The 19,452-nt window shown below is 52.4% G+C and carries 20 protein-coding genes; 13 read left to right on the top strand and 7 right to left on the bottom strand.

Annotated elements, in window-relative coordinates; all coding sequences use genetic code 11:
* Window positions 1-81: 81 nt before the first annotated feature.
* The 4 genes from slmA to coaBC form a co-directional block, all read right to left on the bottom strand.
* Window positions 82-690 carry a nucleoid occlusion factor SlmA gene (slmA, locus tag ACJJJB_RS18750; protein WP_020413977.1) on the bottom strand — a complete coding sequence of 203 codons (609 nt, stop codon included), beginning with the start codon at window positions 688-690 and terminating at the stop codon, window positions 82-84.
* Window positions 691-817: 127 nt separating this feature from the next.
* On the bottom strand, window positions 818-1,720 hold the full coding sequence (gene argB, locus ACJJJB_RS18745) for an acetylglutamate kinase (protein WP_282953646.1): 903 nt from the start codon (window positions 1,718-1,720) through the stop codon (window positions 818-820).
* Between the two features lie 168 nt (window positions 1,721-1,888).
* The gene (locus ACJJJB_RS18740) at window positions 1,889-4,270 is read right to left on the bottom strand and encodes a phosphomannomutase/phosphoglucomutase (RefSeq protein ID WP_445365303.1); all 2,382 of its coding nucleotides are present in this window, start codon (window positions 4,268-4,270) and stop codon (window positions 1,889-1,891) included.
* A gap of 22 nt (window positions 4,271-4,292) precedes the next feature.
* Window positions 4,293-5,501 carry a bifunctional phosphopantothenoylcysteine decarboxylase/phosphopantothenate--cysteine ligase CoaBC gene (gene coaBC / locus ACJJJB_RS18735; RefSeq protein ID WP_445365302.1) on the bottom strand — a complete coding sequence of 403 codons (1,209 nt, stop codon included), beginning with the start codon at window positions 5,499-5,501 and terminating at the stop codon, window positions 4,293-4,295.
* Window positions 5,502-5,652: 151 nt separating this feature from the next.
* Between coaBC and radC the strand changes: the two genes are divergently transcribed.
* The 7 genes from radC to ACJJJB_RS18700 all read left to right on the top strand — a co-directional run bounded on the left by radC (window position 5,653) and on the right by ACJJJB_RS18700 (window position 10,476).
* The gene (radC, locus tag ACJJJB_RS18730; RefSeq protein WP_282952090.1) at window positions 5,653-6,327 is read left to right on the top strand and encodes a RadC family protein; all 675 of its coding nucleotides are present in this window, start codon (window positions 5,653-5,655) and stop codon (window positions 6,325-6,327) included.
* Window positions 6,328-6,542: 215 nt separating this feature from the next.
* A complete protein-coding gene (gene rpmB, locus ACJJJB_RS18725) occupies window positions 6,543-6,779 on the top strand; it encodes a 50S ribosomal protein L28 (protein WP_020413982.1) in 237 nt (78 codons plus the stop codon).
* Window positions 6,780-6,815: 36 nt separating this feature from the next.
* Window positions 6,816-6,971, top strand: a complete 156-nt coding sequence (gene rpmG, locus ACJJJB_RS18720) for a 50S ribosomal protein L33 (protein ID WP_020413983.1) — start codon at window positions 6,816-6,818, stop codon at window positions 6,969-6,971.
* Between the two features lie 96 nt (window positions 6,972-7,067).
* The gene (mutM, locus tag ACJJJB_RS18715; protein ID WP_020413984.1) at window positions 7,068-7,883 is read left to right on the top strand and encodes a bifunctional DNA-formamidopyrimidine glycosylase/DNA-(apurinic or apyrimidinic site) lyase; all 816 of its coding nucleotides are present in this window, start codon (window positions 7,068-7,070) and stop codon (window positions 7,881-7,883) included.
* 77 nt (window positions 7,884-7,960) lie between these two features.
* On the top strand, window positions 7,961-8,113 hold the full coding sequence (locus tag ACJJJB_RS18710; protein WP_282953647.1) for a DUF5993 family protein: 153 nt from the start codon (window positions 7,961-7,963) through the stop codon (window positions 8,111-8,113).
* A gap of 24 nt (window positions 8,114-8,137) precedes the next feature.
* Complete coding sequence (locus ACJJJB_RS18705) at window positions 8,138-8,677, top strand: disulfide bond formation protein B (protein WP_282952091.1); 540 nt, start codon at window positions 8,138-8,140, stop codon at window positions 8,675-8,677.
* A complete protein-coding gene (locus ACJJJB_RS18700; protein ID WP_445365301.1) occupies window positions 8,668-10,476 on the top strand; it encodes an amidohydrolase in 1,809 nt (602 codons plus the stop codon). Before ACJJJB_RS18705 ends, ACJJJB_RS18700 begins: the two co-directional genes overlap by 10 nt.
* 32 nt (window positions 10,477-10,508) lie before the next feature.
* Here the strand turns inward: ACJJJB_RS18700 and ggt are convergent, their stop codons facing one another.
* The 3 genes from ggt to rsmD all read right to left on the bottom strand — a co-directional run bounded on the left by ggt (window position 10,509) and on the right by rsmD (window position 13,471).
* Window positions 10,509-12,227 (bottom strand): gamma-glutamyltransferase, encoded by a 1,719-nt coding sequence (gene ggt, locus ACJJJB_RS18695; protein ID WP_444945933.1) that lies wholly within the window; start codon window positions 12,225-12,227, stop codon window positions 10,509-10,511.
* Between the two features lie 62 nt (window positions 12,228-12,289).
* A complete protein-coding gene (gene coaD / locus ACJJJB_RS18690) occupies window positions 12,290-12,766 on the bottom strand; it encodes a pantetheine-phosphate adenylyltransferase (RefSeq protein WP_020413988.1) in 477 nt (158 codons plus the stop codon).
* 102 nt (window positions 12,767-12,868) lie between these two features.
* Window positions 12,869-13,471 (bottom strand): 16S rRNA (guanine(966)-N(2))-methyltransferase RsmD, encoded by a 603-nt coding sequence (gene rsmD / locus ACJJJB_RS18685; protein ID WP_020413989.1) that lies wholly within the window; start codon window positions 13,469-13,471, stop codon window positions 12,869-12,871.
* A 373-nt stretch (window positions 13,472-13,844) separates the two neighbouring features.
* On the opposite strand from rsmD, the gene ftsY reads away from it, so the two are divergent.
* The 6 genes from ftsY (at window position 13,845) to trmB (ending at window position 19,038) form a co-directional block, all read left to right on the top strand.
* Complete coding sequence (gene ftsY, locus ACJJJB_RS18680) at window positions 13,845-14,873, top strand: signal recognition particle-docking protein FtsY (protein WP_211214942.1); 1,029 nt, start codon at window positions 13,845-13,847, stop codon at window positions 14,871-14,873.
* A gap of 34 nt (window positions 14,874-14,907) precedes the next feature.
* Complete coding sequence (ftsE, locus tag ACJJJB_RS18675) at window positions 14,908-15,594, top strand: cell division ATP-binding protein FtsE (RefSeq protein ID WP_020413991.1); 687 nt, start codon at window positions 14,908-14,910, stop codon at window positions 15,592-15,594.
* Window positions 15,575-16,591 carry a permease-like cell division protein FtsX gene (gene ftsX / locus ACJJJB_RS18670; protein WP_020413992.1) on the top strand — a complete coding sequence of 339 codons (1,017 nt, stop codon included), beginning with the start codon at window positions 15,575-15,577 and terminating at the stop codon, window positions 16,589-16,591. Before ftsE ends, ftsX begins: the two co-directional genes overlap by 20 nt.
* A gap of 223 nt (window positions 16,592-16,814) precedes the next feature.
* Window positions 16,815-17,669, top strand: coding sequence for an RNA polymerase sigma factor RpoH (gene rpoH, locus ACJJJB_RS18665; RefSeq protein WP_020413993.1), 855 nt, complete (start codon window positions 16,815-16,817; stop codon window positions 17,667-17,669).
* A gap of 111 nt (window positions 17,670-17,780) precedes the next feature.
* Window positions 17,781-18,158 carry a DUF423 domain-containing protein gene (locus ACJJJB_RS18660; protein ID WP_444945935.1) on the top strand — a complete coding sequence of 126 codons (378 nt, stop codon included), beginning with the start codon at window positions 17,781-17,783 and terminating at the stop codon, window positions 18,156-18,158.
* Between the two features lie 88 nt (window positions 18,159-18,246).
* Window positions 18,247-19,038 carry a tRNA (guanosine(46)-N7)-methyltransferase TrmB gene (gene trmB, locus ACJJJB_RS18655; protein ID WP_445365300.1) on the top strand — a complete coding sequence of 264 codons (792 nt, stop codon included), beginning with the start codon at window positions 18,247-18,249 and terminating at the stop codon, window positions 19,036-19,038.
* Window positions 19,039-19,452: the final 414 nt, after the last annotated feature.

Here is a 19,452-nt window from a genome sequence, read left to right as displayed (position 1 = left end):
GATAATTGCTCAGTGAGTTTTATCCTCAGGCTCCAACCGGCGTCATTTTTCTAAATTATTCCGTGGCTTGGCTGCAGCTATTTAGCGAGCTGCAGCCACTGTCTCACGGAAAAACCCCGAGGTTAAGACCGGCCATTGCTCAGCCCAGTATTCTGTAGGCTTGCGCTTGAAGCCGCTGCGTACGTATTGCACGATACGGCCTTCGGCACTGGCCAGTAACAGATTGGCGGCACCGCCCAGGGGCAGAGTTGGGCGGAGGTGTTCGCGAAGCTCTGCCTCGCGCAGAATTTGCCGGATCTGGGTCTCCAGGCGATCGAATAGCTGCAGGATACGCCCGTGTAATCGCTCAGTTTCGCCTGTCAGTGCATCGCCAGTGAGGAGGCGGGTTATACCCGGATTGCGCTCACAGAAAGCCAGAAGAAGGTGCAGAATTTTCTGGCAACGGTTCAGGGCTGAGGGCTCCTCCTGCAAAATCATTGCAATGCGTGTGAAAACTGTCTCCTCGATAAATTCGATAAGACCTTCAAACATTTTTGATTTACTTGGGAAATGGCGATAAAGCGCCGCTTCTGAGAAGCCGACTTCCTTGGCCAGGGCTGCAGTTGTAATACGTGCGCCGGGACTGGCTTCCAGCATATGTGCCAGAGCTTCCAGGATCTGTTGACGCCGATTGATTTTTTCGCTGCTCATTGACTGCCTTTAGTCCGCTTGGGGAGCGGACGGTGGTTTTTGCTCTTGTTGCCTTAATATTGCGGCGGCGGAATCCTACCGATTCGCTCGGCTGTCTTCAATTGCCAAGGACGATTGTGTGTCCGCTTTATGCGTCATTGTTGGTAATTAGGGTGCCAACGCCGGTATCTGTGAAGATTTCCAGCAATACCGCATGGGGTACCCTGCCATCGATAATATGTGCCGAGGTCACGCCGGCTTTAACAGCATGCAATGCGCAGGCAATTTTGGGCAGCATGCCGCCGTGAATTGTACCGTCTGCAATTAAGCCTTCTACCTGCGGTGTACTCAAACCGGTCAGTACCTCTCCCTTTTTATCTTTAAGGCCCGATACGTTGGTGAGTAGCATCAGTTTTTCTGCTTTTAGACATTCGGCAATTTTACCGGCGACCAAGTCCGCATTGATATTGTATGAAATACCATCCTTGTCGACCCCAATTGGAGCGATTACCGGAATAAAATCGCTGTGAATCAACATATCAATAACATCGGTATTGACCTTTTCTACCTCGCCCACCTGGCCGATGTCGATAATCTCCGAGGCATGCAGGCCGGCGCTCTCATTTTTCCTGGTGAGTTTGCGTGCCTTGATTAATAAGCCATCCTTACCGGTGACACCCACAGCACGGCCGCCGTTATGGTTGATCAAGTTGACAATTTGTTTATTGACGGTGCCGCCTAACACCATTTCCACCACATCCATGGTTTCGCTGTCAGTGATGCGCATACCATCGACAAAACGGGATTCGATACTCAGTTTGTTCAGGAGCTGACCAATTTGCGGACCGCCGCCGTGTACCACCACGGGGTTCATACCAACCAGCTTCATCAGGATAATATCCCGGGCAAAGCTGTTCTGAAGCTCCCTGTCCACCATGGCATTTCCGCCAAACTTCACTACAACAGTCTTGCTGGTAAATTGCTGGATATAAGGCAATGCCTCATTCAGGACCTGGGCAACACGCAGTGCGGACTTTTTATCGAGGGACATGGAAATTCCTTTGGAGTAAGGCACGTTTGAGCGGAATTCTCCTGCCGCCCAATCTATGCCGAGAGTGCCGCGCAGGTACGCGGATATGTTGTGGATATAAACATACCGACCGCCGGTCGGCAGCGGCACTTATCTGTGCCGCAGTATATTCAGGTCAATTTATACTCGTCAGTCGAGAAGCTGCCAGTTAGGCACGGTAATAGTGGGATCGATTTTTTTGAGCTGATCCATAACCTGTTTGCGAATACGTTCTAGAGCCTCTTCATTTTCAGCTTCAAAACGAAGGGTTAAAACGCTAGTAGTATTGGAGGCCCGCACCAGTCCCCAGCCATCGTTGAACTCTATTCGCAAGCCATCGATAGTATTGACGTCCGCACCGGTAAAGCCCCCCTGCTCGCGTAACTTTTCAATCAGGGCAAATTTTTCCTGCTCCGCCACAGGTAACAGGATTTCTGGGGTACTTTGCATTTTGGGTAGGGTGTCCAGCAACTCGTCGAGGCTCTGTTCACGTAGTGCCATAATTTCCAGGATGCGCGCAGCCGCGTAAATACCATCATCAAAGCCAAACCAACGATCCTTGATGAAAATATGCCCGGATAATTCGCCACCAAGAATGGCTTTGGTTTCCAGCATTTTGGTTTTCATCGGGGCATGGCCTGTTTTCCACATTACCGGTCGGCCTCCATATTGGCTGACCAATTGCGCCAGGCTGCGACTGCTTTTCACATCAAAGACAATGCTTTCACCGGGGTGCCTGCCGAGAATATCCCTGGCTAACAACATAACCAGTTGGTCGGCCCAGGCGATACGTCCACTGCTGGATACCAGGGTAACCCGATCGCCGTCGCCATCGAGAGCCACGCCCAAGTCCGCTCCGGCCTCAGCGACTTTATCTATCAGAGCCTGGAGGTTTTCCGGGCGCGAAGGATCTGGCGGGTGGTTGGGGAAGTTCCCATCCACTTCGCAGAATATTGGTGTTACTGCACAGCCCAGTTGCTCGAACAGGCGCGGGGCCAGTAGGGAAGTAGCGCCGTTGCCCGCGTCCACTACTAGGTGAGGCTGCCCGGCGAGCGCTACATTGTTGAAGATCTCATCGATATACTTGTCTTTGATATCCTGCTCGCGGTTACTGCCTTCTCCATCCTTGAAAGGGCCCTTTTTCATTAGCTGGTAAAGCCCCTGGAGCTTCTCCTCGGCCAGAGGGCGGCCCTTGAGTATAATCTTGAATCCATTGTATTCGGCGGGGTTGTGGCTGGCGGTTACTATAACTCCACTGGTGGTGTTCTTGCCTTTTGCGCAAGCGTAATAGAGTAAAGGTGATGGGACCAAGCCCAGGTCAACACTGTTACAGCCGGTATCGAGAATACCTTCCATCAGACAATTACTGAGCAGTTCACTGCTATTTCGGCCATCGCGTCCCACAAGCAGAATATGCTCCCCTGCGTGTAGGGCTAGGGTACCGAGAGCGCGCCCAAGCTGGTATGCGAAAGGCTCGTTGATCTCATCGCCGGCAATACCGCGAATGTCGTATGCGCGAAATACGTGCGCGGGAAACTCGGTGCCCAGAGAGGAGTGCGGCTTGTTCACTTCTTTAGGGGTATTTTCTGCATGGCTTTGCTCGGTGGCCTGTGGAGCGATACTGGGGGCCGCGGCCAGGCTCTGGGGCAGGGAACCATCCTGCTGTGGGGCCTCACCCTCTATTTCTCCAAGTTTACTCGTCCTCTCGCTGTCTTTTGTGTTTCTTTGGCTGCGTTCCCAGGGAGCGCGAGTGTCTTGTGGAAGAAAGCGTATCAATAGCAGCAGTGTAACCAGCAGGCCGGCACCGGCACCGAGATAAATCCAAAGCGTCGACAGGCTGTATTGTTCGGTGAATGTAGTGGAAGGGCTAAATTTCACATGCAGATAGCTTCCCTGAATATCCACAGTGGAGGTATAGCTCCCACCCTGCCCGCTGCTCCATAGAGTTTGTGCAGCCCCATCGGGAAATTTCTGGGTGAGCTGAATTTGTCCCTGACCCTTATCAAGGTCATCCAGAGTGCTTTCTATTACGGTAAAGGGTTGGCTTACCAGCAGTTGCTCGCTACTTAGGTTGATGACGTTGTGTAATTGCCAGCTGTTATCGGAGCCTGTGCGCAGTATTTCCAGGGGTTGCTGTGCGTCCAATCGGGTTCGTTTGAGCAGATCTACCAGGGCGAAATTGAGACTCGGGTCTGAGCCGGCTCCGACCTGAATCTGCGCGCTGCTAAATACCTGTACCCTCGATTGCTCTGGCAGTTCGGCAGTATTGAGAAGAGTGGCAGCCGGCGTCTGTAACGCACTGATTTTTTGCAGGCGCCGAGAACGCTCGATCAGTTGCTGTTGAATTACCTGAGCTAATGTTTCTCCCTGTTTTTCAGCCGCCTTGGCCACCTGGGAACGGTTATGGGGTTTGACCAGATGTTCAATGACTAAATAGGCTCCACAGAGCCAGGCTACTGCGGCCAGTAGGGAAGGTAGTAGTAGTCCTTTGTGCAATGCTGAATTGCGTTGACTGTTGTTCTTGGAAACCACAGATATTCCTGTCCGAGATTTTTTACTGTTGTGCCTTGGTGGCAATTATTTCTATAAGCTGCCTGGCCAGATCGGTCTTCAAGGCTGGCGGTAGAGTATCGCTGCCATTTCGATCTATCACTGTGACCGCGTTGTGGTCGCTGTTAAAACCGCTATCTGCGCGGCTTACATCATTGGCAATTATCATATCTAGATTTTTTCGCTGCAGCTTACTCCGTGCATACTGCTCCACCTGTTGGGTCTCTGCGGCAAAGCCAACCGTAAATGGGCGTCGTTCCACGCGTGCAGCGATACCGGCAACGATATCGGGGTTTTTAATCAGGGCAATAGAGCTTTCATCATGGTCTTCCTGCTTCTTGATTTTTTGCTCGGCGGCGGCGGCTGGACGAAAATCTGCAACAGCGGCAGCGCTGATAAAGATGTCACAGAGGTCCGCTGCGCGCTCGGCAGCAGCGCGCATTTCTCGTGCGTCGACAACGTCGACGCGCTTAACATGGGCCGGAGTGGCCAAGTTTACCGGCCCGGCAATCAATGTCACCTGGGCGCCGGCCCGTTGAGCGGCCTTGGCTAGTGCGAACCCCATTTTGCCGGAACTGTGGTTGCTCAGATAGCGTACCGGGTCCAGTGCTTCGCGGGTTGGACCAGCGGTGATGACTACGTTTTTGCCTTGCAGGCAGTCGCTACTGCCGAACATAGTTTCCGCCTGTAGTACTAACTCTGCGGGCTCGAGCATGCGCCCCGGCCCTACATCTCCACAGGCTTGACTGCCGGCCGCTGGACCCCATAAGTGAACTCCGCGGTCGCGCAGAGTTTTCGCATTGGCTGTTGTAGCGGGGTGGCGCCACATGGCCTGATTCATCGCGGGTGCTAGCGCCAGGGGTGCCTCACTGGCCAGGCACAGGGTGTTGAGCAGATCATCGGCCATGCCGCAGGTGAGTTTCGCCATCACCTGGGCGCTTGCGGGTGCAATCAGGATTAGCTCGGCCCACTTGGCCAGCTCAATATGCCCCATGGCTGCTTCAGCGGCAGGGTCCAACAGGTCAGAGTGAACAGGGTTGCTAGACAGAGCCTGGAAAGTCAGGGGCTGCACAAATTTTTGGGCTCCGGCAGTCATAACCACCCTTACCTCGGCACCGCGATCTTTCAGACGGCGTACCAGGTCGGCGCTTTTGTATGCGGCGATACCGCCACTGATACCCAAAAGAATGCGTTTATTGGTAAGGGGGGACATAGATACAGTTTCCGAATATATGCGAGCGGGTTAGATTAGCATTTCTGCGTCCGTACTTATAAGGCGGAGAATAGACACGAAAATCGCGTTTGGGGTGAGTTGGTGAGAGGGTTCACAGAAAAAGGCTGCCAGGAAAGGCTGGGAAGTGGATATGAAAATCAAGGATTGGCCGGAGGCTGAAAGGCCTCGGGAGAAGTTGTTGGCGCGAGGTGCCGCAGCGTTGTCGGACGCGGAGTTGTTGGCCATATTCCTGCGTGTGGGTTTGCCAGGGGTTTCGGCGGTGGATTTGGCACGCAGTCTACTGACTGAGTTTGGCGGTCTACGAGCGCTGCTAGAAGTGGATAGGGACCAGTTTTGTCGCGCGCGCGGATTGGGGGATGCCAAGTTTGTCCTGCTGCAAGCGGCGTTGGAAATGGCAAAGCGCCATTTGGCGGAGACTGTGAGCCAGGGGAGCGCACTGTGCAGCCCGGCTGCAGTGCGAGACTATTTAGCGATGCAGCTGCGCCACCGCCGACGGGAAGTATTCTGCTGCCTGTACCTGGATACCCAGCATCGTGTGATTGCTTTTGAGGAGCTGTTTGAGGGAACGCTCAATGCTGCCAGTGTCTATCCCCGTGAGGTGGTACAGACGGCTCTGCATCGCAATGCGGCAGCGCTAATCCTGGCGCATAATCACCCCTCTGGCATCTGTGAGCCCAGCCAAGCGGACATATGGATCACTGAGCGCTTGGTACAGGCCTTGGAGCTGGTCGATATTAAAGTTCTAGATCACTTAATCGTTGGCGAGGACAAGGCTTTATCCTTTGCCGAGCAGGGGCTTCTGTAAAGATGCCGTGATCGGCGCAGAACTGCTGTACAAAACTTGCTCCCTACGGGCTCTTTTGGTATAAAACGCCGCTCTTTGCGGCCGGGCCAGATTCTGCACAGGTTCCGCCGCCATCCAGGAACCGGATTAGAATCCCGATTTTTATGTTCCCGCACTACCTTTTCCTCTTCAGGATTGGCGCTATGCGGGCACAAGCGTTTTGAAGAGGCCAACAGATGTCCAAGGTATGTCAGGTAACCGGTAAGCGTCCGGTCACCGGAAACAATGTATCCCACGCTAAGAACCGCACCAAGCGTCGCTTCGTGCCAAATCTGCACAGTCACCGTTTCTGGGTTGAGTCCGAGAAGCGCTTCGTGAAACTGCGTGTTTCCGCAAAAGGCATGCGCGTTATCGATAAGAAAGGTATCGACGCTGTCCTGACTGAGCTGCGCGCCCGCGGCGAAAAAGTGTAACAGCTGTAACCCAGCTAATAGATTGGAGATAGAGCAATGCGTGAGAAGATTCGTCTGAATTCCAGCGCCGGTACTGGCCACTTCTACACCACTACCAAGAACAAGCGCAACATGCCCGAGAAGATGGAGATCAAAAAGTACGATCCCGTTGTACGTAAGCATGTGATGTACAAGGAAGGCAAAATTAAGTAATTGCCTACCGCTACTGTACAGAAAGCCCGGTTTTAACCGGGCTTTTTTGTGCGTTGTGGAAATTGAGCAGCCAGTTTAGACAGGGTATTCCAGACGATGCCAGAGCTCCCGGAAGTAGAAACCACTCTCAGAGGTCTGAAACCTCACTTGGAAGGGCACAAAATTCGCTCCGCAAAGGTGCGTCAGCACCAATTGCGCTGGACTGTGGACGCAGACTTTGAACGTCGTATTCGAAATGCCCGAATACTGAAGCTGGAGCGCCGGGCTAAGTACCTACTGGTGCATACTGACAAAGGCTGCGCTATCTGGCACTTGGGTATGTCTGGCAGTCTGCGTATGGTTGAGCCTGCACTGGCACCGGAAAAGCATGATCATATCGATTGGCGCCTGGATAGCGGTCTCACACTGCGTTACCGCGACCCGCGCCGTTTTGGTGCATTGCTGTGGACGGCGGCGGACCCACTGACTCATGATTTGCTCAGCCACCTGGGTCCCGAGCCTCTCTCAGAAGAATTTTGTGGTGACTATTTGTTTGAAGCTTCGCGAAAGCGTAAGCAGTCGGTTAAAACCTTCATTATGGATGGCCGTATCGTTGTGGGGGTGGGCAATATTTACGCTAGTGAATCCCTATACCTAGCGGGGGTTCGCCCCGACCGACAGGCCGGTTCCATCTCCAAAGCCCGATACCAGCGCATGGCCAAATCCATAAAGCAGGTTCTGAGTCAGGCAATCGCCCAGGGCGGAACGACCTTGCGGGATTTCATTGGAGGCGATGGAAAGCCGGGCTATTTCGCCCAGCAGCTCAATGTTTATGGCCGTGCAGGTGAGCCTTGTCCCTCGTGTGGACGAGCGGTGCGGGACATGGTTTTGGGCCAGAGAAACACTTTCTTCTGTTCCAGCTGCCAGCGTTAATTTGCAGTAAATCTGGGGAACTGTCTACGGCAATACTAATATCAAGCTATCGCCGTCTACGGAGATAGTCCGTGGTAATGTTATTGCCATTTATCACCACCTTACTGTCAGCATGGTACATCTGGAGTGGACACCCGCGGGCGGCAATTGGCTGGTGGCTCGTGACCTTGGCAATTTATCTTGCCTGGTTCGCATATCATTGGACTACTAAGCTACACCTTTCCTTCTAAGAATAGGCCTCAAAGGGGCTCGCCATGGTGTATACGGTGCGAAGGTTCGACGCCCTGCTTCTGTTACTGATTACAGTGGCATTGTGGTTTGCTTTCCTCGTGGAGCTGTTTTTCCATCAGCCACCCTGCCCTCTATGCTTACTGCAGAGGGTGGCTTTTACTATGGTGGGTATTGGACTGCTGATGAACCTGCGCTTTGGTGTGCGACCTGTACATTATGGAATGGTCATACTATCAGGGCTTGCCGGTTTAGCTGTGGCTGGGCGACAAGTGCTACTGCATATCCTTCCTGGCAACCCGGGCTTTGGTGAAGCTTTCTTTGGCCTGCACCTTTATACCTGGTCAGCTGTTGCCTTTTTCGGGCTTCTAGCTTATTCAGGGGTTGCCATGATGCTAGGATTTTCCCAGCGCAATTTTGCGCCACGTCGTTTCAGTTTTGTGGAAAAATCTGTTGCCACTGCTTTTTTTACCATCGTCATGGTTAATCTGATAGGCGTTTTTCTTGAGTGCGGCCTGGGGCCCTGTACCAGTGGCTCTTTTGGCTATCACTGGTTGTGGACTTAAGCTTGCTCATAAAAGCTTCTCCTTTTCTACAATTACGACAGTGCCATGGGTTATATGTGCTGGACTGGCTGTTACATTTACCTATAAAAGACAGTTGCATATATTTCAAAAAAATATTTTCGAGCCGCTTATTTTTAAAGCCAATTACTTTCCGTGGATTGACTGGGGTGCCTCTGAAAAAGGAAGCTCGTATGAAGCGTTTGGTTTTGATTTTATATTGTTTTTCTTTGCTGTCCTGCGGTGAAGCTATTCCACAGAATAGTTCCAGCCTAGTTCCTGCTCAGCTGATTTTGGAAAATGCTTATATCTATACACTGGATAAATCCCGTTCCGTTGCCTCGGCCATGGTTATCAGGGATGGGTATATTGTTTACATTGGCGATGCACAGGGTGCAAAAAAATACATTGGGCCAGATACAAAGGTTGAGAACCTACAGGGAAAACTGATCTTACCAGGGTTTATTCAGGGAGCAAAAATTGCCGGATCGGCATTTGGCATTGATTTGCACGCGGGAAATACGGTTGATGATTACCGGCGGGCGGTAGAAGTTTATATCCAGGAAAACCCGGATCAACAGGTTGTGGTTGGTTCAGGATGGCGCCCACAAGCATTTTCAGACCATAAAATTCATAAAGAAATTCTCGATCAAATAAATGATTTAATTCCTATTATTCTGGTTTCTGCTGACGGAACGAGTATCTGGACAAATTCCGAAGGGCTCGCTGCCGCCGGTATTGATAACGATACGAAAAATCCACTAAATGGATTTATTGCTAAAAATGAGGATGGTATCGCAATAGGCTTATTGCGTGGCCGAGGTGCGACAGAACTATTGCAGAAATTGATCCCAGATAAGCGTTCGACAGATTACCATAAGGATATTTTACGTATAAATAGTCTGGCCCCCAGTTGGGGTGTGACAACACTTTATGAGACCAATACCCCTTTGGTTAGCGGTGGAAAATTAATGACGATTCTGGATAAATTTTCAGATCTAGAACCATTGGACTTGCGGGTAAGAAGCTCATTTACTGTTTTGCCTGATATGACAGCAGCACAGTTTAGGACGCTACAGGCTCTTACCAAACGGTATTCCGGTGAAGATTTTCGTATAGGTTCTGTCAGTATCAGTACCCCTGTCTCTCCGAATGCAGTTGGCCATAGTTCAGAAACTGGAAAATTACCGGCAATAATACAGCTAGTAGAGCGAGCAAATATTCATAATTTCCCTGTACAACTTTACGTGCATAATCGCGTTGGCACTGAGTTGGCTTTAGGAGTTCTCTTGCAGCTGGGAGATATGGCCAAAAAAAGAAACCCGCGTAACAGTATCTTCAATGCCACGATTGCCGATGCCGATGAATTACAGAAATTTGCAAAGGGTAAAATTGTAGCGGTAGTTCATCCGAGCAAAATTCCGCTACAGAAAAAAAATTTCAATGTAGAAAATAGTAAACATTTTTTTCCGGAAGGCGTTACTTTGGTTTCTGGGTATGTATTGTCTTCAGGTAGGGAGAGTAGTCCACTGTTTGGGATTCAATCCGGGGTAGAGCGCAATATCCCTCTGGAGGTGATGCTTGAGACTTTTACTATAAATGGAGCCTATGCCCATGGGCTGGAATCGGAAACAGGCAGTCTGGAAAAGGATAAGTGGGCGGATTTTATTGTGCTGGATCGTAATCTATTCCAGATTCCTGTAAGTGAAATCCACAAAGCCAATATCCTGCGGACTTATTACAAGGGGCGGCTGGTTTATGAATTTGGTAGCGATAAATTGCCCAATGAAAAAAGCCCCTGATGTGCAGAGGCTTTTAAGTATCCCACCTGAGATCAGTGCCCCAGGGCGCTCCCCTCACGACGGGGGTCAGCGCCGCCATGGAGTTTTTTATCCTTTAGGGCAATTGCATGAATGCCGCTATTGAGATTGCGCTCGACTACCTGATGTCCGCGTGCCTTCAGCTTTTCTACAGTTTCACTGCTGAAAAACCCCGGTTCCAGTTCCACGCGCCGGCCGATAGCGCCAATATTACCGGCGGCTATAGCGTCTGCGATCGGCATATCCAGACCCAAATGATAGAGAATGGTTCGAGCTGTATAGTCGATGATGCGGGATCCACCGGGGGAGCCAACCAGCAGGCGCATACTGCCGTCCTTGTTGAATACGATAGTGGGTGACATGGATGAACGGGGTCTTTTTTCGGCTTGGATACGGTTGGCTACCAGATTCCCATCGGCATCCCTTGGCGTGAAGGAAAAGTCGGTTAATTGGTTGTTCAGCAGAAATCCCTTCACCAGTAAACGTGATCCAAACCCCGTCTCGATGCTGGTCGTCATACTGACACCATTGCCGTAGCGGTCCACCACTACCAGATGACTGGTGTTGGGCATCTCCGGTGACTGGGCCATTGTGCGCTTGCTAGTACCGGCCGAGGGATTGCCTGGCTTGGCGGTGTTGGCGCTATCTGGGTCAATCAAGGCAGCGCGACTGCTTAGGTAGTCGGGAGAGACCAGGGGCTTGCTCGGCACACTGACAAAATCCGCATCGGCGGAGTAGGTATTGCGGTCGGCAAATGCCAGCTCGGAGGCTTCAATAAACAGGTGGGTGAGAAGGTCGTCGCCAGCCTCCATCTTGTCCAGCGGAAACTGCTGCAGCATGCCCAATATTCCACCCACAGTGGTACCCCCTGAGGAGGGAGCATCGGCACCACAGACGCGATATTCGAGGAATAGTGAGCATAAGGGCTCACGCTGCTTGGCTTTATAGGTAGCCATATCTTCCAGGCTGAGCAGACCGGGGTTTTCCGGGTCGTTATTTACTGCCTCTACAATAGCCTTGGCTATTTCGCCATGATAAAACGCATCTGAGCCACCTTTGGCAATCATTCGCAATGTCTGGGCGTAATCATGGTTCTTCAGCTTGTGCCCCACAGGCAGAGGCTTTCCATCATTGTCGAAGAAGTAGTTGGCGATAGCCGGCCTGGCGGCAACGCTCGGAAGCCTGAGCAGGAGCTGGTGCAGACGAGGGGAAATCTCAAATCCGTTTTCGGCTAAGTCGATAGCGGGCTGGAACAGGGATTCCCATGGGAGTTTGCCATCGCGCTTGTGTGCCATTTCCAGCATGCGGATAACGCCGGGTACACCTACTGAGTAGCCACCAATAACCGCTCGGATAAATGAGCGGGGCTTACCCTCGTGCATAAAGTAATGTTCATCGACTGCAGCGGGCGCTGTCTCGCGACCATCGTAGTATTGGAGTTCTTTGTCGTCGGCGTCATAACTGAGCATGAAGGCACCGCCACCAATACCTGATGACTGAGGCTCCACAAGCCCCAATACCATTTGTGCGGCTATAGCAGCATCCACAGCGGTACCTCCTTGGGCGAGAACCTGCTCAGCTGCGCGACTGGCATGTGGATTGGCGGTAACCGCCATATAGGTGTTGGCTGTGGCCGACTTGATCGCACTGCGACCGGTATCGATCTCCGGTTGCGGCTCGTCGGCTATTGCTGGGGTCATTAAGACGGCAAAGGCGAGGAGAAGGTAGCGCACAACACACTCCGCGGATTGTGGAAAAATCCGCTTGAGTGTACCAGAAATAACCAGGTCCGGGCTTAGCGGAATTTCTCCTGGAGTGCGCTCTGTACTGCCGGTGGAACAAACTTGGTGACATCACCGTTCAAAGAGGCAATTTCTCTCACCAGAGATGAGGAAATGTAGGAAAGATGTTCCGCCGGTGTCAGGAACAGGCTTTCCATATTCGGCGCCAGCTGCCGGTTCATATTTGCCAGCTGGAACTCGTATTCGAAGTCGGATACTGCACGCAGGCCACGTAGTACGCCGTAGGCATCTACTTGGCGAACTAGGTCGGCCAGCAGAATATCAAAGCCGATAACTTCCACATTGGGCAGGTGGCCGAGTACCTTCTGGGACAGCTCTACCCTCTCATCCAAAGTGAACAAGGGGTTTTTGCGACTGCTGGCGGCCACAGCAACGATAACGTGGTCAAACAGGCGGCAGGCCCGTTCCACCAGGTCCAGATGGCCATTGGTGATTGGATCAAACGTTCCGGGATAGACGACTTTTTTCATACGCCAAGGCTTTTAGTGCGGGCCGAAAGGGATGCGAATGGTAAACAATTTACGGCTAAGGCTCAAAACCGAATGCATTCATATAATTTCGCTGGCTCCTCGCTATTCAGTTGAGCGTTGTTTAGTGCTGCTATCGCTATATAGACGCATACAAACCTGCCCAGCACGTTTTTCTTTGATTAATTGCCAGTTTGGCAATACTGGGGGAGGCGTGTTGCGAGGGGTTTCAATATATATCAATGCCTCCGCAGATAGATGGCCCTCAAGGGCGCTCAAGCTCTCCTGCCACAGGTCTTTGGCAAACGGCGGGTCAATAAAGACAATATCGTATTGCTTATCACTACTCGCAAGGAAATCGGCTGCCTCGCAGTTATACACCTGGGCTCTCTGTGCGCCCAGCAACTGCAGTTGCTGCTTGAGGGTGCGTGCCGCATGGGGATTCAGCTCGACAAAATCCACTGAGGCAGCGCCGCGGGACAAGGCCTCCAGGCCAAGGGCTCCGGAACCGGCGAATAGATCCAGGCAGTGAGCGGTTGGCAGATAAAACTGCAGCCAGTTGAATAGGGTTTCACGCAGTCGATCGCCCGTGGGCCTCAGTCCCTCTACTGGTGCGAACTGCAGTTTGCGTCCGCGCCACTGCCCTCCGATGATGCGAAGTTGGGAAAGAGGTTGTGGGGTGGGCTTGCGTGATGAACTTCTGGCCAAGGGAACTCTCTACTGGGGGCTTAGCGATGCTAAGATTAGCGTCTTTCTGCAAGCGGTACACCCGGATACACGAATGATCTTTGATTTCCTGCGTAAAAAGAAAAAGCGCAAACCTGAACAAAGCGAGTCCCAGCAGGAGCATGCGGAAGTTGCTGCTGCTTCTGGGGAGCTTTCCAGTGAGCAAGAGTCCTCAGGCCATAAAGAGCCTTCGACTTCGGAAACCGGTGCTCAACTAGCGGGATATGTGTCTCCCCCAGTTGAAGAAAAGCCTACCGCTGTAGGGCGAGAGGAACCTGTCACAGCTCCCGAACAATCAACTGCGGAACAAAAGCCCGCAGAAGTCACGGAGAAAAAAGCTGAAGTTGAACCCAAGCTGCAGCAGGTTGTTGCGGAGCAAGTAGCCGCTGTCGAGCGAGTACCAGAACCGGTAGCGAAACCTGCACAGGTTCAGGAAAAACCTGTTGAGAAAAAGAAAGAGGGCTTTTTTGCTCGCATTCGCCGTGGACTCAGCCGTACCAGCAATCAGTTCGTTGAGGGAATGGGCAATCTGTTTCTTGGTGCCAAGGAAATCGATGAGGATTTACTTGAAGAGCTGGAAACCCAGTTGCTGATGGCAGATGTGGGTGTTGAGGCTACCAGTGAGATTGTTGAGCGCCTGACTGAGCGCGTGTCCCGTCGCGAGCTTGCCGATGGTGATGCCCTGTACCAAGCCCTGCAGCAGGAGCTGGCGGAACTGCTTGAGAGTGTCGATGCGCCGCTGATGATTGATACTGGCAAGAAGCCGTATGTGATTCTGGTGGTGGGAGTTAATGGTGTTGGCAAGACCACGACCATCGGTAAGTTGGCGCATCGCTTTCTCGGTGAGGGTAAGTCGGTCATGCTCGCCGCAGGCGATACCTTCCGCGCTGCTGCTGTGGAGCAGTTGCAGGTTTGGGGCCAGCGCCACGATGTCCCAGTTGTCGCTCAACATACCGGTGCAGACAGCGCATCAGTTATCTTTGATGCGGTCCAGTCAGCTCAGGCCCGCGGCATCGATGTAGTTATTGCAGACACTGCCGGCCGGTTGCATACCAAATCTAACTTGATGGATGAGCTGGCCAAGGTGCGCCGGGTGATGGGCAAACTGGACCCCAGTGCTCCCCATGAAGTGCTGTTGGTACTCGATGCCGGTACAGGCCAGAATGCAATCAATCAGGCCTCCCAATTCCGTGAGGCGGCTGGTGTTACCGGGTTGGTTCTCACCAAATTAGATGGCACGGCCAAAGGTGGGGTGATATTTGCCCTGGCACGCCGTTTCGGCATCCCGGTACGCTTTATCGGTGTGGGGGAACAGGCGGAAGATCTTCAGCCTTTCCGGGCACGTGAGTTCGTTTCGGCACTGTTCGGCCGCGATACCGCCTGACTTTCCTCACAGGGAATAACAAGAATTAGAAACCGTGATCACCTTTGACAATGTGAACAAGCGTTATGCATCGGGGCAAGATGCCCTGGTGCGTATCAGCCTGGAAATTCCCCGCGGGGATATGGTGTTCCTCACCGGTCACTCCGGTGCAGGCAAAAGTACCCTACTGAGATTGGTTACTGCTATAGAGCGCCCCACCAAGGGGACTATCCTAGTTGCCGGGCAAAACCTCAATCGACTGCGTAATAGTCAGGTTCCCTACTATCGCCGCAACCTGGGCATCGTATTCCAAAACCACCAACTTCTCTTTGATCGCAGTGTGTTTGACAACATTGCCCTGCCCCTATCAGTTGCCGGTTGTAATAGGCGCGAACTGGGCCGCCGGGTACGCGCTGCGCTGGACAAGGTGGGCCTCCTGCACAAGGAAAAGCAAAACCCCATTATGTTGTCTGGTGGTGAACAGCAGCGTGTTGGCATAGCCCGCGCTGTAGTGAACAAACCAGCCATTCTGGTAGCCGATGAGCCGACCGGTAACCTTGATCCGCAACTATCCCAGGAAATTATGCAGTTGTTCGCGGATTTTAATGCAGTGGGCGTTACTGTAATGGTGGCGAGTCACGACCTGGAATTGATCGCACGAATGCGTCGGCGAGTATTGACGCTGCAGGCTGGCCAGTTGATTTATGACGGAGTTCCGAGCCGTGAAGCAAACCCAGTCTAGGTCACAGCGCCAGGCCAATCCCAGTGCTGAAAAACGTACGCGCAGTACCGGGGCAGTAGCAGCCCGTACCGATTTTGGCGATTTGTGGCGCAGCTGGCTCGGCCATCATAGAGAGGTGGCGTTGGAATCCCTACGGCGTTTTTTTGCTACCCCCATGGCTAGTATCATGACTGCACTGGTGATAGCGATAGCTTTAGCCCTACCTGCTGCCCTGCAACTGGGGCTAGCGAATTTTCAGCGCGCCGTAGCTGGTTGGGATGGACAACCGCAAATTTCAGTTTTCCTGCATAAGGGTGCGCGGGACGCTGCTGTGGAATCTTTTGCTGCAAAACTACGCAGCGATCCGGCAGTAGCCGAAGTGACTTATATCTCCCCGGAAGAGGCGCTGGCTGAGTTTGAGCAGGCATCGGGGCTCGGTGATGTGCTGGCGGGACTCGATGCGAACCCTCTACCAGCGGTATTGCTATTGCGCCCACGGGATACCCAAGATAATGACAAGTTGCAGATATTGGTGGCGAACTTGCAGCAACAGGCCCTGACTGATTCCGTGGTGTTAGATTTAGCTTGGGTGCAGCGTCTTACCCAGCTTACTGAGCTGGGGCAGCGCCTCTCCGCTGGGCTTGCGGTCCTGTTGGCACTGGGGGTGATCCTGGTGGTAGTCAATACCATTCGTCTACATATCGAGAGCCGCCGCGAGGAGATTCTGGTGGTAAAGCTGGTGGGCGGTACCAATGCCTTTGTGCGCAGGCCCTTTCTCTACAGCGGGCTCTGCTATGGTTTTTGTGGCGGGTTGTTGGCCTGGTTGCTGTTACTGGGTGGCGTACTGCTGTTGTCGGGGCCAATTGCAGGCCTTTCTTCCAGTTATGGAAGTAACTACGCTCTAGCAGGCCCTGGATTCAGCTACTTTTTAGGGCTGACCGCTGGCGCAGCCCTCTTGGGATTGTTGGGTGCCTGGCTGGCGGCAACCCGGCATATTCGGGCTATCGAACCCACTTGACTGGTTAGTTCCATAAAGAATCGTAAAGCTGTTGCAGCAGTGGGAACCCCAGGGGTTGTTCGGCCCTCTAATTGCCCGAAATACAGCGGAATACGGCAATTGGCGGCGGACTTTCTTATCCGCCTGTGCAAGTGCTACACTGAGCCCAGCTTGTCGCCGGAAACAGTATTCGACGACAGCGGCCGGTGGAGCCGGTCGACTAATAAAGAGAGGAGAAACCTGAATGGGAACCAGCCTACAGCCAGTGCATACGCTGTCTCCGGGCGCCAACCTGGGAGCTTATATCCAGACGGTCAGTAGCTTTGATGTACTGACTGCCGAAGAGGAAAAGCGCCTGGCAGAAGACCTCTACTATCGTGAAGATATTAATGCCGCTCGCCAGCTGGTGATGTCCCACCTGCGCTTTGTAGTGCATATTGCCAAGTCCTACTCCGGTTATGGCCTTAATCAGGCCGATCTGGTTCAGGAAGGTAATGTTGGCCTGATGAAAGCCGTCAAGCGCTTTAACCCTGAAAAGGGTGTGCGCCTGGTTTCGTTCGCGGTTCACTGGATCAAAGCCGAGATCCACGAATTTATCCTGCGCAATTGGCGTATTGTGAAGATCGCCACCACCAAGGCGCAGCGCAAGCTCTTCTTTAACCTGCGTGGCCAAAAGAAGAAATTGGCTTGGCTCAGCAATGATGAAGCCAAGGCTGTGGCAAAAGACTTAAACGTGGATGTTGCCCAGGTCCATGAGATGGAAGGCCGTCTCGCTGCTTATGATGCCGCATTCGATGCAGGTGTAGATGACGATGACGATACTGCCTGGCAGGCACCGGCGCATTACCTGGAAGATCGCAGTTTCGACCCAGCCGCCCAGCTGGAGCGTGATAACTGGCAGGAAACCAACCTCAGTAGCCTCGCCCATGCTATGGAGCAACTGGATGAGCGCAGCCGCGATATTATCCAGGCACGCTGGTTGAGTGAGGAGAAGTCCACGCTGCATGAATTGGCTGACAAGTATGGTGTTTCCGCTGAGCGTATCCGCCAGCTGGAAAAGAATGCCATGAAGAAAGTGCGGGCGGCCATGGAGGCCTGAACCCGTATCTTTGTCATTCGGTAGAAAACCGCGCAGTTGCGCGGTTTTTTTATTTCCGTATTTATCGATTTCCTGAGTCTAACCAGGAAGGAAACTGTTGAGGGATAAATAATGGCAAAACTTTACCTGGTGCTCGCCGCACTGTTCGGCGCCAGCGGTGTTGCCCTGGGTGCCTTCGGCGCCCACGGCCTGCGCGATAAGGTGACAGAGAACCTATTGGAGGCCTACAAGACTGGAGTGCAGTACCAGATGCTCCATGCCTTGGCATTGCTTGGCGTGGCTCTGTTAATCCAGAACAGGGGTGTGCACTTGTCACTCACCCTGAGCGGAGCTTTCTTTGTATTTGGCGTAGTGTTTTTTTCCGGCAGTCTCTACGCCCTCGCCCTTGGAGGGCCGCGGTGGCTGGGGCCTGTCACACCAGTTGGTGGGACCCTGATGATTGCCGGTTGGGTTGCATTGTTAATTGCCGCTGCAAATTTCTCCAAATAATCGGGACCAGATTCATTTTTGAGTCGGCGCCCAATTTATCCCAATACCCGAATATAAGAAAACCGTTTCGCATAAGAGGTCGTGAAGAATGCAAGACGAATCCGCGGAAGAGTTCCCCTACCGCACCGAGTACAAGAAAAAGTCCATCCGTAGTTACGTGATCCGCGCAGGGCGAATGACTGAAGGGCAGCGCCGCGCTTTTGATACCTACTGGGGGCAGTTTGGCTTGTCCCTGTTTGATGGTCCTATCAATCCGAGTGAAGTTTTCGGGCGCGAGGCCCCACTGGTTCTGGAAATTGGTTTTGGTATGGGGGACTCCCTGTTCGCGATGGCACAGGCGGAGCCCGACAAGAATTTTATTGGTATCGAGGTGCACCCTCCCGGTGTCGGCAGGTTGATTAATAGTGCCGGTAAAGCTGGGCTGGAAAACCTGCGTGTTTATATGGCTGATGCAGTAGACGTTCTCAACGATTGCATCGGTGAGGGTATCGTGGACAGGTTCCAATTATATTTTCCCGACCCTTGGCACAAGAAAAAGCATCACAAGCGTCGCATTGTGCAGCCAGAATTTGTACGCTTGATTTGTGCCAAACTAAGAACCGCCGGGCTGATGCATATGGCGACAGACTGGCAGAACTATGCCGAGCATATGTTGGAAGTACTCCAGGCGGAGCAGTTGTTAGAAAATACATCTGCCAGCAATGACTATGTTGCGCGGCCCGAGTGGCGCCCGGAAACCAAATTCGAACGTCGAGGCCAGCGCCTGGGCCATGGTGTTTGGGATTTGGTGTATCGGCGTTTGTCCGGTGAAGCTCCCGCTCAGCGAGTGGCTAGCATAGAGAGTGAAGTCAGTTCCACTTATGGTCCTGGTGGAGAATAGTCTCTAGTACTTAGAGCGAGAGTATGGTCACTGGTGATATTACCCGTTCCACCAGTGATCAGTTTTGAAATATCGCAGTCTCTACAAAATTATCTGCCAGTTTTTCCCGGTAGTTTCCGATCTTCGCTGACATCGGAGATTCTAAAAGGCAATCCTGCCAAAACTTATCCAGTTCACAGGCACAATACTGTTTTGTGTAGCGGCAAAATATTGCATTCAGGACCGCCGAAGGTACTGTTTGTTAATGGCCATGAATGCCACTACATTGTTGGCGTCGGCATCGGTTATCTCTCCTGTCCTTATCGCTATCTTTTCCTATTTCCAGTCTATGATGCTAATACTGGGCGAGGCATCAAATACGAATTCGTATTAAGAGTACTTAAAAAATATACCAATAAATTCGATTTCGTTGCT

This window comes from Microbulbifer variabilis (genome assembly GCF_052468405.1).
This window is presented reverse-complemented; position numbering and strand designations above follow the sequence as displayed.